The 13161-nt window shown below is 60.5% G+C and carries 13 protein-coding genes; 5 read left to right on the top strand and 8 right to left on the bottom strand.

Features of this window, described 5'->3' with window-relative positions; all coding sequences use genetic code 11:
* Positions 1 to 582: DUF1501 domain-containing protein (locus WAW39_RS21270; RefSeq protein WP_422321173.1), on the top strand; the 582-nt coding region annotated here is incomplete at its 5' end.
* Positions 583 to 738: 156 nt separating this feature from the next.
* Here WAW39_RS21270 and WAW39_RS21265 read toward each other — a convergent pair.
* The 4 genes from WAW39_RS21265 to WAW39_RS21250 form a co-directional block, all read right to left on the bottom strand.
* Entirely contained in the window at positions 739 to 1209 is a 471-nt protein-coding gene (locus WAW39_RS21265) for a hypothetical protein (protein ID WP_422321172.1), read from the bottom strand.
* A 43-nt stretch (positions 1210 to 1252) separates the two neighbouring features.
* The gene (locus tag WAW39_RS21260; RefSeq protein WP_422321171.1) at positions 1253 to 1543 is read right to left on the bottom strand and encodes a hypothetical protein; all 291 of its coding nucleotides are present in this window, start codon (positions 1541 to 1543) and stop codon (positions 1253 to 1255) included.
* A 95-nt stretch (positions 1544 to 1638) separates the two neighbouring features.
* A complete protein-coding gene (locus WAW39_RS21255) occupies positions 1639 to 2046 on the bottom strand; it encodes a hypothetical protein (protein ID WP_422321170.1) in 408 nt (135 codons plus the stop codon).
* A gap of 80 nt (positions 2047 to 2126) precedes the next feature.
* The gene (locus WAW39_RS21250; RefSeq protein ID WP_422321169.1) at positions 2127 to 2972 is read right to left on the bottom strand and encodes a helix-turn-helix domain-containing protein; all 846 of its coding nucleotides are present in this window, start codon (positions 2970 to 2972) and stop codon (positions 2127 to 2129) included.
* A gap of 137 nt (positions 2973 to 3109) precedes the next feature.
* Between WAW39_RS21250 and WAW39_RS21245 the strand changes: the two genes are divergently transcribed.
* From WAW39_RS21245 to hisH, 4 genes are all read left to right on the top strand, one after another.
* Positions 3110 to 6181 carry a DUF1553 domain-containing protein gene (locus WAW39_RS21245; protein ID WP_422321168.1) on the top strand — a complete coding sequence of 1024 codons (3072 nt, stop codon included), beginning with the start codon at positions 3110 to 3112 and terminating at the stop codon, positions 6179 to 6181.
* 355 nt (positions 6182 to 6536) lie between these two features.
* Entirely contained in the window at positions 6537 to 7958 is a 1422-nt protein-coding gene (locus WAW39_RS21240) for a DUF1501 domain-containing protein (protein WP_422321167.1), read from the top strand.
* 66 nt (positions 7959 to 8024) lie between these two features.
* The gene (gene hisB, locus WAW39_RS21235) at positions 8025 to 8627 is read left to right on the top strand and encodes an imidazoleglycerol-phosphate dehydratase HisB (RefSeq protein WP_422321166.1); all 603 of its coding nucleotides are present in this window, start codon (positions 8025 to 8027) and stop codon (positions 8625 to 8627) included.
* Complete coding sequence (hisH, locus tag WAW39_RS21230; RefSeq protein WP_422321165.1) at positions 8627 to 9247, top strand: imidazole glycerol phosphate synthase subunit HisH; 621 nt, start codon at positions 8627 to 8629, stop codon at positions 9245 to 9247. The genes hisB and hisH overlap by 1 nt, the downstream gene beginning before the upstream one ends.
* Before the next feature lie 46 nt (positions 9248 to 9293).
* Here hisH and ybeY read toward each other — a convergent pair whose 3' ends face one another.
* From ybeY to WAW39_RS21210, 4 genes are read right to left on the bottom strand one after another with little or no spacing between them, the layout of a single operon-like run.
* The gene (gene ybeY / locus WAW39_RS21225; RefSeq protein WP_422321164.1) at positions 9294 to 9758 is read right to left on the bottom strand and encodes an rRNA maturation RNase YbeY; all 465 of its coding nucleotides are present in this window, start codon (positions 9756 to 9758) and stop codon (positions 9294 to 9296) included.
* A complete protein-coding gene (locus tag WAW39_RS21220) occupies positions 9758 to 11479 on the bottom strand; it encodes an HD family phosphohydrolase (protein ID WP_422321163.1) in 1722 nt (573 codons plus the stop codon). The genes ybeY and WAW39_RS21220 overlap by 1 nt, the downstream gene beginning before the upstream one ends.
* 34 nt (positions 11480 to 11513) lie before the next feature.
* On the bottom strand, positions 11514 to 12539 hold the full coding sequence (locus WAW39_RS21215; RefSeq protein WP_422321162.1) for a PhoH family protein: 1026 nt from the start codon (positions 12537 to 12539) through the stop codon (positions 11514 to 11516).
* Positions 12539 to 12982, bottom strand: coding sequence for a hypothetical protein (locus tag WAW39_RS21210; RefSeq protein ID WP_422321161.1), 444 nt, complete (start codon positions 12980 to 12982; stop codon positions 12539 to 12541). The genes WAW39_RS21215 and WAW39_RS21210 overlap by 1 nt, the downstream gene beginning before the upstream one ends.
* Positions 12983 to 13161 lie beyond the last annotated feature (179 nt).

The following is a 13161-nucleotide window of genomic DNA, read 5'->3' as shown; positions in this document are numbered from 1 at the left end:
CTTGTGGACACCTCCAAAGAGCCGCAGCACGTGATCGACAGCTACGGCCCCGATGTCAAAAAGCCCGGCACCTTTGCGGCCAACTGCCTGCTCGCACGCCGCCTGGCCGAACGCGACGTGCGCTGCATCCAGCTCTTCCACATGGGCTGGGATCATCACGGTGGCCTGCCCGCCGCCATCCGCGGCCAATGCCGCGATACCGACCAGCCCACCACCGCTCTCATCAAAGATTTGAAGCAACGCGGCCTGCTCGATGACACGCTCATCGTCTGGGGTGGCGAATTCGGCCGCACCATCTACTCACAGGGCACGCTCACCGCCACGAACTATGGCCGCGACCACCACCCGCGCTGCTACTCCCTCTTCATGGCCGGCGGCGGCGTGAAGAAAGGCACCACCTACGGCGAAACCGACGACTACAGCTACAACATCGTCCGCGACCCCGTGCACGTGCACGATCTCAATGCCACCCTCATGCACCTCCTCGGCATCAATCACGAACGCCTCAACTACAAGTTCCAGGGCCTCGACATGCGCCTCACCGGCATCGCCGGGAATCTCGTGAAGGGTGTGCTGGCATAAAGCGAAGCTGCAAAGCGCTGACCTGCTCACCCGCCTTTCCGATCACGCCGGCATTGCGGAGGACTTTGCTGCCTGCCGCTGTGGTCCTGCGACGATCAAGTTGCCCCATAAAGTCGTCATCGTCATCCATGTTTGGGATGCTTCCTCAACCGTGACCTATCCCTCGTCAAGGAGGTCAGTCGCACAGGAGCGCTCCACCTCCGGCCACTGCAGCGGCTGACAAAGCGTGGGTGCAATTCCCAGCAGGGCCAGAACGAAGCTCAGTTCCAGCACGCCCAGCGCGAAATACGCGGACTGGAGCCAGGAATACTGACGTATGATCACCAGCTCCACGAAGATCCAGATGAGCATGCCGAATCCGGCCACGGCTGAGAGCAGGAGCGCCATGCGTCGCTTCGCCAGCAGCGCCACCGCAGCGGCCAGTTGGGTGCCGCCGACGACCCCGCCAAGGATCAGGCCCGGCACGAGGTAGGTGGTAAACGGGCTGCCCTCCAGATTCTCCAAGGAGACACCAGCCCCATTGCGTGCGACCGCGAGGAAAGCACCGAAGAAAGCAGACAGCGCCTGAAACACCGCAAGCACAGTGAGAGCCCCGACGACGGTGCGATTTGAGAGTGGTAAAAGCATGCCGTATAATATCAACAAATGAAGAGGTGCGAAACGCCGCCCACTAGGAGCGCGCCCAGCGAACAAGGGTGAAGAGGACGCCCGCCACGTAAAGGGTGCCAAAAATGGTTTGGTTGTGGCGTGCCAGCCATTCAGGCAGGTAAATGTCGAAGTTGGCGCGACGCTCGGTCGTGTAGCGCCCAGCGACAGCAGTCAGGGGGCACTGCCAGGAATGGAGGAATAGTACCAGCACCTCAATGCCCACGACGCCAGTCAGGAGCGCCGCCACCCCATAAGCCGAATGAATGGCCGCGAAGGGAATGGCGATGATGCAGGCAACGAAGAATGCCCACACGCAAGTATGGAGAAGCTTGACTGTCCTGAGCGAGATGGAGGCGGAAAGAGACATGCCGTTTCAGCATCAACAATATAGGTGCCAGCTCTGCTTTGTCAGACACTTCTCAAAACGAAAAAGAGCCAGGGCGCGACCATGATCCAGAGCAGCAAGAGCACCCACACGCGACCGGCCAGCAAGTCGTAGTCGGCCAGCACCTCGGCCAGCGGACGTTTGCGCAGCACCATCCCCATGAAACACTCAAAGACAACGGTGAGGCACAGCCAGACAGCCCCAATGGTGAAGGACTCTCCACTGGAAGATGGCGGCCACTCGTGGATGACAAACCAGATGAACACGCCCATGAGCACCGCTCCAATGAGTGTCGAAAGCTGGTGCGCACGCAGTTCGGCCAGCACTTTGCCAAACGTCGTTTCACGAAGAACGCCGTTGCCGATCGCAATGATCAGCATGACGAACCAGAGAAGAATGTAACGCAGCATCAAGGATTCCTTCTCGCTCATGGATCAGGCGAATACGAGCGGAATGCACAACAGGGGCGGTGTTTATCACGAATGAATTCCAGCACTGATGCTTTCCCGCCTCATCTTCCCTTCCGCTCTCTTTGCCGCTGTCGAAACTCCCCCGGCCCGCACCCCACCTGCCGCGCAAACATGCGGCTGAAGTAATGCCGGTTCGGAAACCCAAACTCCACGGCGATTTGCTCAATCGTCTTGTCCGTCAGCGCCAATGCCTCACCCGCCAGACGCACCCGAGTGCCCAGCACATATGCCGCAGGCGTCTGCCCCGTGTGTTCGCGAAACGCACGGATGAACCTCTCCACACTCATCCCCGCACGCTCCGCTAAAAATGGGTTCGTCAGCTTGCCGTGCGGCGCACGCGCAATGAGTGCCAGCACTTCGGCAAGCCGCTCGGGCATCACCGGCGGCGCTTCCGTTTCCAACCCGGCAAAAACCGTATGCAGCAATGCCGCGCTCAAATGATGCAGCCGATGATCGCGCAATTCAGCAGGGGGCTCACGATGCGTCGCAATCATCTGGCTCAGCATCACTCGCAGTACATCATCCACCTCAATGACAATGGGGGCCGCAGGAATCGACACACCCGGCCTCGCCGTGGTAAAGTGCAGCCAGAAGTGGCTCGCCTTCACCGGGCCGCAGCAGTCAAAAACCGTATCCGCCGGAATCAGCACCGCGCACTTGGGCCCCAGCGGAATCTTGCGCCCTTCAAACAGCAGATGGCAGCCCGGCTTCGGGTTGTAATAGAAACGCCAAAATGGCGAATCAACGCCCTGATGATTCCAATTGTCCAAGGCTGGCTGATAGCCGCTTTCATGAATCAAAAACGGCGTCCAGCCAGACTGCGCCACGCGCGCCAGATCCACGCCCCACGGCGTGGTGTAGTTGAGGTATTTGCGGCGGATCGGCATGCGTATCTATGGAATCAGATACGCAAACGCAGCCTTCATTCACCAGCTTTTCGCACATCCCGCAGCAGAATAAGACACAAAACATCCATAAAGAGGCATAGGCGCGCGCCGTTTGTTCTGGCAGCATCCTTCCACTCATGCACCGGCTTCTCATTTTCCTCCTCACCTTCCCCGCCCTGCTCCCGGCTGCCCCGGCAAAGGTGAAGTTCAATCGCGATGTGCGGCCCATCCTCTCGGACAAGTGCTTCTTCTGTCACGGCCCTGATCCCAAGAAGCGCGAGGCCGATCTCAGACTGGATGAGCGCGATGCCGCCATCGAGGCCAAAGCCTTCCTGCCCGGCAAAGCCGAAGTCAGCGAGCTGATCCAGCGCATCCTCACCACCGATGCCGACGATCACATGCCACCGGCCAAGTCCAAGCTCGGCGATCTGACGCCCGCTGAAATCGCCATCTTGAAGCAATGGATCAATGAAGGCGCGGAGTATGAAGCCCACTGGGCATTCATCTCCTTGAAGCCCGAATCCACCAAGGATCAGAGCATCGACAAGATCGTCACCGCCGGACTGTCAGAGCTGGGCTTGAAACTGCAGCCCGAAGCCACACCCGAAACCCTCATTCGCCGTCTGAGCTTTGACCTCACCGGCCTCCCGCCTTCCCCTGAAGAAATCAGCACCTTCGTCGCCGAACACGAGTTCAATCCAGCATCAAGCATCCAGCATCTCGTCACCCGCCTCCTCGCCTCACCTCACTACGGCGAGCGCATGGCGGTGGACTGGCTGGATGTATCCCGCTACGCCGACAGCTACGGCTTCCAGGTGGATCGCGAACGCGAAGTCTGGCCCTGGCGCGACTGGGTGGTGAAGTCCTACAACGAGAACCTCCCCTTCGACAAGTTCATCATCTGGCAGCTCGCGGGCGATCTGCTGCCCAATCCGACCGACGAACAGATTCTCGCGACCGCTTTCAACCGCATGCACCAGCAGGAAAGCGAAGGCGGCAGCGTCGAGGAGGAGTACCGCGTGGAGTACGTGGCCGACCGCGTGCAGACCGTCGCCACCGCCTTCCTCGGCCTTACCTTCGAGTGCTCACGCTGCCACGATCACAAGTATGACCCCATCAAGCAGAAGGACTATTACGGTTTGTTCTCCATGCTGCAGAACATCGACGAAGCAGGCCTGTATTCCTACTTCACTCCCTCCCCGCCCACACCCGCGCTCATGATGATGGACGCACCCGCCAAAGAGAAAATGGCGGCACTGAATTCCAAGGTGAAAGCGCTGGAAGCAAAGCTGAGTAACGCGGGCATTTCCGCCCCCACTCTGGCCCTTCGCGACGGCATCCCCGCATCCCTCGAAGGCCAGATCGCCCATTTCACCTTCGACGAACTCAAAGGCAACAAGCTCGCCGATGCCCTCCATCCCGCACCGCCACCCGCACCTCCTCAGCCAAAGGTAGCCGCAGACGCGAAGGACAAAACACCCGCACAGAAAAAGAAAGACGCCAAAGCCCCACCTCCGGGCCCCGAGGCAATCCTCAAAGGCGAAAACAAACTCGTGTCCGGCAAACTCGGCAGCGCGATCCAGTTCACCGGCGATGACTCGGTGGACACACCGCTCGGAAATTTCCAACGTCACGATCCCTTCAGCATCTCCCTTTGGCTGCAAACGCCGGATGAGAAAGATCGCGCCGTGGTGCTGCATCGCTCCCAGGCTTGGACAGATGCAGCCAGCCGCGGCTATGAACTCCTCATCGAAAACGGCCGCATCAAGTGGTCCCTGATTCACTTCTGGCCCGGCAACGCCATCTCCATCCGCACGCAGGCCAAGGTGCCGCTCAATGAGTGGACCCAAGTCATCGTGACCAACGACGGCAGCAGCCGCGCCTCCGGCCTGAAGATCTTCATCAATGGCAAACTGGCCGCCGTGGACATCATCAAAGACCACCTCACCAAGAACATCACCGGCGGTGGCCATGACAACATCAGCCTCGGCGAGCGCATGCGTGATCGTGGTTTCAAAAACGGCCTGGTGGATGACCTGCGCATCTTCAATCGCGACCTCTCCCTGCCCTTTGATGCCAAGCTGGAACCGCTGCTCGCTGAACTCAAAGCCGCACGTGCCGAGGTCACCTCCTTTGCCGATGCGCAGAAGGAAATCATGGTCATGCAAGAACTGCCGCAGCCCAAGAAGGCCTATGTGCTGACACGTGGCGAGTATGACAAGCGCGGTGACGAGGTCGGCCCTGCCACGCCCGCGTTCCTTCCCCCTTTCCCCAAAAAAGCCCCCAAGAACCGTCTCGGCTACGCGCAGTGGCTCACCGCACCCGACCATCCACTTACCGCCCGCGTCACCGTGAATCGCATCTGGCAGAGCCTGTTCGGACGCGGACTGGTGAAGACGGCGGAAGACTTTGGCAGCCAGGGCGAGCGCCCCCTGCATCCAGAGCTGCTCAATTACCTCGCCATGAAGTTCATTCAAAGCGGCTGGAACGTGAAGGCGCTGATTCAGGAGATCGTCACCAGCAAAGTCTATCTCCAGCGCAGCATCGCCGATGCCAAGACCATGGCCGACGATCCCGAGAATCAATGGCTCGCACGCGGCCCGCACTTCCGCCTGCCTGCCGAGATGATCCGCGACAACGCCCTCGCAGCCGCCGGCCTGCTCAAACTCACCATGGGTGGTGCGCCGGTCTATCCTTATGAAATGACCGAAGCCTTCAAGCCCATGGGCCCCAGCGCGGGCGATGCCGTGTATCGCCGCAGCATCTACACCAACTGGCGCCGCACCAGCCCCCCGCCCGCCATGGTCGCCTTCGATGCCCCACGCCGCGCCGTCTGCATCTCCAAACGCGAACGCACCGACTCCCCCCTCCAGGCCCTCATCCTCCTCAACGGAGTCCAATACGTCGAAGCCGCCCGTGTCCTCGGCGAAAAGCTCCACCTCGAAACCAAAGGCAATCTCCCCAAGATGATCGAACTCGGATTCCTCCGCTGCCTCAGCCGCAAACCGGATGCCAAGGAAGTGCAGATCTGCACCCAGCTCTACCAAGAGCAGCTCACCCATTTCAAAGCCGTTCCCAAAGAAGCGGAAGTACTGCTTAAAACCGGCAATGCCAAACGCAATCCCGCCATCCCCCTGCCACAAGCCGCTGCGGCAACGGTGCTCGCACAGGCCTTCTTGAACCACGATGCTTGTGTGGTGAAACGGTGAGATTTGAACCACTGACCGCCCTCTCTTAAAAGCTCTTTCATGAACGCAAATTGCTCAAGGACACGAATCCCAGCCGGGCGCATTCAATCAACGCGACAGCGTCTTGGAGTGCGGTGGCAGAGATGCACGGCGCAAGCCTGCATCGGCGACACCGCTTTCGCGAGGTGCAGGCTGTTCTTGAGCCTGAAACTGCCGTCCGGCCTGCGAAAGCGGTGTGGCGCTGCGCTTCCCACCGCACTCCAAGACGCTGTCGCGCTTTCGCTCTTTCCATCACTAAGTCAGGCAAAAAACAAACGACTCCCCGCCTTCATTGAGTGCCTTTCATGACTCGCACTCGCTTCTTACCGCAGCTCCCATGAACCCTTCAAATTCACCTCTCAACCGCCGCACACTCCTCAACCGCTTTGGCATGGGCCTCGGCGGCATCGCTTTGAACGAGCTTCTCGCCCAAGGCTCCGAACCCGCAGACCATGGCGTGCTCGGCGGCACTCACTTTGCGCCAAAGGCCAAGCGCATCATCTACCTCTTCATGTCCGGCGGTCCATCCCACTTGGACCTGTTTGACTACAAGCCGCTGCTCAACAAACGCAACGGAGAGCAGCTTCCCGATTCCGTGCGCGGTGGTCAGCGACTGACCGGCATGTCGGGAAATCAGTCCTCCATTCCCATGGTGGGCTCTCCCTTCAAATTCACCCAGCATGGTCAGGCCGGTGGCTGGTTCAGCGAACTGCTGCCGCACACCGCGAGCATCGCGAATGATCTCTGCGTGGTCCGCTCGATGTACACAGAGTCGATCAATCACGGCCCCGGTGTCACGTTTTTCCAAACCGGCTCGCAGATCGCCGGACGGCCCAGCTTCGGCTCGTGGCTCAGCTACGGCCTCGGCGCGGAAAATGCGAATTTGCCATCGTTCACCGTGCTGATCACCAAGGGCAAAGGCGGCCAGCCGCTCGGCTCCCACCTCTGGGGCAGCGGCTTCCTTCCCACGAAGCATCAGGGCGTGCTCTTCCGCGCCGCGAAGGACCCGGTGCTCTATCTCGGCAATCCCGCAGGCGTGAGCGCCGACAGCCGCAGGCTCATGCTGGATCGCCTCAAGGAACTGCACGAACACCAGTTTGCCGGGACGCCCGATGCCGAAATTCAAAACCGCATCGACCACTACGAGATGGCCTTCCGCATGCAGACCAGCATCCCCGAAGTCACCGACCTCAGCGATGAGCCGCAGCACATCCTCGACAGCTACGGACCCGATGTGAAAACACCCGGCACCTTTGCCGCGAACTGCCTCCAGGCGCGCCGTCTTGCAGAGAAAGGCGTGCGCTTCATCCAGCTCTACCACCAGGACTGGGACCACCACGGCGGTCTGCCCGGTGCATTACCAAAACTCTGCAAAGAAACCGATCAGCCCGCAGCCGCACTGGTCAAGGACCTCAAGCAACGCGGCCTGCTGGACGACACCCTCGTCGTCTGGGGCGGCGAATTCGGCCGCACGGCGTACTGCCAGGGCAAGATCAGCACCAACTTCGGCCGCGACCACCACCCCCGCTGCTTCAGCGCCTGGTTCGCCGGCGGCGGCATCAAGGCAGGCTCCGTCTATGGTGAGACCGACGACTTCGGCTACAACACCGTGAAGGACGGCCTCCACATCCACGACTTCCACGCCACGCTCATGCACCTCCTCGGCATCGACCACGAACGCCTGACGTACAAGTTCCAGGGCCGGCGCTACCGGCTCACGGACATCCAAGGAAAGCTGGTGAAGGGCCTGCTCGCCTGACGCCTGTGATGAGGCAACCGAGACGGTTGCACTACGGGGAAACGCGTGTTCATTGCCCCTCCCCCAATGAGCCAAGCCAGAACCGCCAAGCAGCACCGCAAAACCGCCGAGACCGACATTGAGATCGAACTCAATGTCGATGGGTCCGGCAAATCACAGATCGACACCGGAGTGCCGTTCTTTGACCACATGCTGACGTTGTTCACCAAGCACGGCCTCTTTGACCTCAAGGTGAAGTGCGTGGGCGACATCGAGGTGGACTACCACCACACCGTCGAAGACACCGGCATCGTGCTCGGCAACTGCTTCCGTGAAGCCCTGGGCAACAAGGCGGGCATCGTGCGCTACGGCTTCTGGCTTCTTCCCATGGATGAAACCCTCGCCGAAGTCGCGCTCGACCTCAGCGGCCGCTCCTTCCTCAGCTATCACGCGCCAGAGGGCGTCGAAGCCATCGGCGGAGTGAACCGCTTCAGCTACCAGCTCGTGGAAGAATTCCTCCGCGCTTTCTCCTCCAGCCTGCTGGCGACGCTTCACGTCGAAATCCGCCGTGGTCGCGATGCGCACCACATGGCCGAAGCCATTTTCAAAGGCCTCGCCCGCGCACTCGATGCTGCAACGAAGCATGATCCCCGCGTCACCGGCATCCCAAGCACCAAGGACGTACTGTGATGAAACTCGGAGTGCTTGATTACGGCGGCGGAAACCTCCGCAGCGTGCTGAATGCTTTTGATGCGATCGACGCCCACGCCAACCTCGTCACCAAGCCGGAAGACTTCGATGCCATTGATGTCCTCGTCTTCCCCGGTCAGGGTGCCTTTGGCGACTCCATCCGCATCCTCAAGGAGACCGGCCTGTGGGAACCCCTGCAGGCCTGGCTGAAGGCGGAAAAGCCCTACCTCGGCATCTGCCTGGGCTACCAGCTCCTGTTTGAAAGCAGCGAAGAATCCCCCGGCGTGGAAGGCCTCTGCGTGGCCAAAGGTCTGGTGCGCAAGTTCGATCCCACCAGCGGCCTCAAGATCCCCCACATGGGCTGGAACGTCGCCCAGTGGGCTCCAGAACAGGCTGCCGTGTGGTCCGGATTGCCAAATCCGACATACGTCTACTTCGTGCACTCCTACTACCCTGACGTGCAGGATGAATCCCTCGCCCTTTGCCGCACCGACTACGGCGTCAGCTTCATCAGCGGCATCGCCAAAAAGAACCTCGTGGCCGTGCAGTTCCATCCGGAAAAAAGCCAGGAAGCAGGACTCACGCTGCTGCGCAATGCGCTGAAAGTGCTGGAGCAGTAAGGCATTCGTTGGCCGCAAAAATTCGCAAAAACAGATCTGATCTTGATCAGTTTTTTTGTGCCTTTTTGAGGCTCTTTGCGGCCAATGCTCCTTGCAGGATGGCCTCTTGGCGCTGTGCCATCTCTTTGGCCTCTTCCGGCTCATGATCGTCCCAGCCAGCGAGGTGCATGAGGCCGTGGACGAGGTAGAGGGCCACCTCGTGGTCGAGGGTCTGGCCGTGCTCAGTGCCCTGGCGCAGGGCGGTGTCGGCGCTGATGAGGATCTCGCCGTGGTGGAAGGTGATGACGTCCGTGGGCGTGGGATCGTCGAGGAAATCGGCGTGCACGCGGGCGATGTCGGCGTCATCGACGATGGTGATCTCGATCTCCTCCAGCGAGGCGAGCGGGGCGTCGGGAAACTTGAGGGCGGCGAGGCACCCGGGCAGCGCGGCTTTGCCGATGCGCCGCAGCCAGGGCAGCGGGATGGAGTGGGCTTTCTGCCGGTTATAAATACGGAGCTTCGGCAGCGGCATCAGGCGGCGGAGGCTGGGGGAGATTTACGGCTGCGGGGCTTCTTGACGGGGGCGGTCTCGTCAGCGGCGGGGCTGGAAAAGGAGGCTTCGACGATTTTTGCCGAAGCTTCAGTTTCTTCATCGCCCACCAGCACGGGCTTGGCTTCCTCCCTTGCATGAGCCTGCTGTGTTGAAGGCTTGGTCTCAACAGCCTTCTGATATTTGATGCGGCCATGCATCATGCTGAGCAGGGTTTTGGCAAAGCTGGCCTTGATCCTGGCCAGTTCGGCGATGGTGAGATCACATTCATCCAGCTGGCCGTCCATCATGCGTGCCTGCACGATGTCGTCGATCATCGTTTCAATCCGTGAGGCATTGGGTTTGTCCAGCGTGCGGGAGGCGCTCTCCACGGCGTCTGCCAGGGAGATGATGGCGGATTCCTTGAACTGCGGGCGCGGGCCCGGATAGCGGAAGGTTTCCTCGCTCACCTGCGGGACGTCGTCCTCCTTGGCCTTGGCCTGCTTCACCAGACGCTCCACCTCGGCTTTCTGATCCAGCGCCTGACGGTAGAAGAACCACGCGAGGGAGTTGCCGTGGTGCTGCTCGATGACGTCGATGATGCGCGAGTTGAGGTTGTGCTTGATGGCGAGATCGACGCCGTCTTTGACGTGCGCGATGATCACCAGCGCACTCATGCGCGGCGTGAGGTCCTCATGCGGATTGGCCGAGGGGTCCATGTTCTCGATGAAGTACTCCGGCTTGCTGAGCTTGCCGATGTCATGGAAGTAGGCGCACACGCGGCACATGCTGGCGCTGGCACCAATCTTCTCCGCAGCGGCCTCGGAGAGATTCGCCACGACGAGGCTGTGATGGTAGGTGCCGGGTGCTTCGATGCTGAGGCGGCGCATCAGCGGGTGGTTCAAATCTCCGAGTTCCAGCCAGGACACATCCGTGGTGACACCGAAGACACTTTCCATCACCGGCAGCAAGCCGCCCACGGCCATGCCGGTGACGACGCCGATGAGCAGCGGCAGGCCCACCATGCGGCCGATTTTTTCCTCCATGATGACGCCAGCGGCCTCATGCAGCAGGAGCGAATAAGCCATGGCCACGAGTCCGACGTAGAGCCCCGCCATGAAGAGACGGTTGCGACGGCGCACATGCTTGGTGAGGAGCACTCCGGTGAAGCCGAGCAGGGCCGATGTGGCCATGTAGGTGGGAGCCGAAATGGAAATGCAGACCAGCACCCCGAAGAGGGTGGCGTAGATGGCCCCAAAGAGGCCGATGCGCCGACCAAGAATCACGGACAGCACCACCGGGCCAAAGGCATGAGGCAGCACGATGGCCTTGAGCGTCTTGCCCCAGCTCTGGCTGAAGGACAGATCCAGCATGAGCACCACGAGGGCAAGATGGGTGAAGATGGTGCCCAGCACCAGCAGGAGCACGCCGTTGTCACAGATGTCATGCCGCAGTGCCACGCGCTCATGCACCACCATGGCAAAGCCAATGGCCCCAGCATAGAGCATATGCAGCCAGGTGACGGCGGGCAGTCCGGCCTCCACCTGGGTGCCGAGGCGCATCAGGATGCCGATGCCAACGAAAAACAGGACGTAAGCCCCCACCGTGCCCGCAGGATGCGTGCGCATCTCGTCAAGCAGATCCCCTTCCTGGTGCTTTCGGCGGGTTTTACCGCAGGAAAGCCCTTCGCGTTGCAAGCGGGCACGACGAATGGACTCGAACATGTGTTAAAAAATAGAGGGGACGGCTATGAAGCTATCATACATCGGGGCTGGGACAAGAATCTTTCCCCGGACCTTCATCCTGTTTGGGCCATTGTGTCTCATTTTTACGGCTCCGCCCGGATTGATAGGCTTCAATGATACGCTGCACGACCGGCAAACGAACGATGTCTTTCGGGGCAAAAGCCACGAAACGCACGCCTTCCACGTCCTGCAGCAGCTCGACGGCCTCCTTCAGCCCCGACTTCACATGACGACGCAGGTCGATCTGTGAAGGGTCTCCCGTGACCACGCAGCGCGCCCCTTCCCCCAGACGGGTCAGGAACATCAGCATCTGCTCGGTGGTCGTGTTCTGCGCTTCATCGAGGATGATGAAGGCATTTTTAAGCGTTCTCCCGCGCATGTAGGCCAGCGGCGCGATCTCGATGCTGCCGCGCTCGATGAGGCGCTCCGCCTCCTCAGGCTCCAGCATGTCATAGAGGGCGTCGTAGAGGGGACGCAGGTAGGGGAAAATCTTTTCCTTCAAGTCACCCGGCAGAAAGCCCAGCGCCTCGCCAGCCTCCACGGCAGGACGGGTGAGCACCAGCCGCTGCACGAGCTTTTCTTTGAGGTAATGAAGGCCCTGAGCCATCGCGAGATAGGTCTTGCCAGTGCCCGCAGGCCCCACGCCAAAGACCACTTCGCATTCCCGCATGGCCTGCACGTAGGCGATCTGCCCGCGCGTCTTGGCCAGCACGGGAGGACGCTTGCCGGAGCCGAGCAGTTTCAGCTGCATGATGGCATCCGCAGGGGCATCGCCCATTTCACGCTGCACGCTCTCGGTCACCAGACGCACCATGCCGGCAGACACATCGCCACCGCTGCGGCGCACTTTTTCAAGCTGGGTGAAAACCTCGCGCACTGAGGCGATGGGTTTCTCCTCGCCCTCCAAACGCACCCAGCCCTCGCGGCTGGTCACGTTCACGCCGAATGACTCACCGATCAGCCGCAGACTGCCGAGGTCATTGCCAATCAGTTTTTGGAGGAACTGTGGCGTCTCGTAAGTGAGCGTTTCGACGGGCATCAGCGGTAGCCATAGGCCAGCGCCCAGAGCACGCCGGCATCCGTCTTCGACTTCAGTTCAAAGACGATCTTGTAAGTGCCGGTCTTCGGCGGATTGACGCGCACGCTCATGAAGAACTTGTCGGACTTGGCATTGATCTGCACCGGCTGGTTCTTTTCATCGTAGACCTTCATGTCGAGCGTGACCCCTTCCTGGCTCGTGCCGAGCCAGAAGGCGTATTCGTTGCCCTTGAAGAGCTGGTGGGTGATCTGGAGCTTCTGTCCGCTCTTCACCTCGCCGTTCCAGTAGTCTTCACGCACGATGAAGCCCTGCTCCACAAACGGAGTGGCGGCCTCCATGGCAAAGTCATGGGACTCATCCACGGTCGCATAGACGCACGTGGCTCCCAGCACCAGCAGGCAGGCGGCGGCGAGAACTTGAAAGCGGGACCAGGGGCGTTTCATTTGGGGGTATCTTTCCATGGAGGAGATCATGAAGGTGAGGGGCACCGACTACTTTTTCGCGAGGATTTCCGTCAACAGGCCATCGCAGGTTTTGCCGATGTCAGACACTGCATCCTTGGAGAAACCGTCCACGGCGCCTTCCATCTGCTGAAGCACGGAGGCCAGGCCCTTTTGGATGG

Source organism: Prosthecobacter sp. (assembly GCF_049294395.1).
In the GTDB taxonomy this organism is placed as follows: domain Bacteria; phylum Verrucomicrobiota; class Verrucomicrobiia; order Verrucomicrobiales; family Verrucomicrobiaceae; genus Prosthecobacter.
This window is presented reverse-complemented; position numbering and strand designations above follow the sequence as displayed.

Coding starts and splice junctions, on each gene's coding strand:
- WAW39_RS21245 (WP_422321168.1), top strand. CDS start 3,110: ATGCACCGGCTTCTCATTTTCCTCCTCACCTTCCCCGCCCTGCTCCCG.
- ybeY (WP_422321164.1), bottom strand. CDS start 9,758: ATGCCGCTGCCGAAGCTCCGTATTTATAACCGGCAGAAAGCCCACTCC.
- hisH (WP_422321165.1), top strand. CDS start 8,627: ATGAAACTCGGAGTGCTTGATTACGGCGGCGGAAACCTCCGCAGCGTG.
- WAW39_RS21220 (WP_422321163.1), bottom strand. CDS start 11,479: ATGTTCGAGTCCATTCGTCGTGCCCGCTTGCAACGCGAAGGGCTTTCC.
- WAW39_RS21215 (WP_422321162.1), bottom strand. CDS start 12,539: ATGCCCGTCGAAACGCTCACTTACGAGACGCCACAGTTCCTCCAAAAA.
- WAW39_RS21250 (WP_422321169.1), bottom strand. CDS start 2,972: ATGCCGATCCGCCGCAAATACCTCAACTACACCACGCCGTGGGGCGTG.
- WAW39_RS21240 (WP_422321167.1), top strand. CDS start 6,537: ATGAACCCTTCAAATTCACCTCTCAACCGCCGCACACTCCTCAACCGC.
- hisB (WP_422321166.1), top strand. CDS start 8,025: ATGAGCCAAGCCAGAACCGCCAAGCAGCACCGCAAAACCGCCGAGACC.
- WAW39_RS21210 (WP_422321161.1), bottom strand. CDS start 12,982: ATGAAACGCCCCTGGTCCCGCTTTCAAGTTCTCGCCGCCGCCTGCCTG.
- WAW39_RS21265 (WP_422321172.1), bottom strand. CDS start 1,209: ATGCTTTTACCACTCTCAAATCGCACCGTCGTCGGGGCTCTCACTGTG.
- WAW39_RS21255 (WP_422321170.1), bottom strand. CDS start 2,046: ATGAGCGAGAAGGAATCCTTGATGCTGCGTTACATTCTTCTCTGGTTC.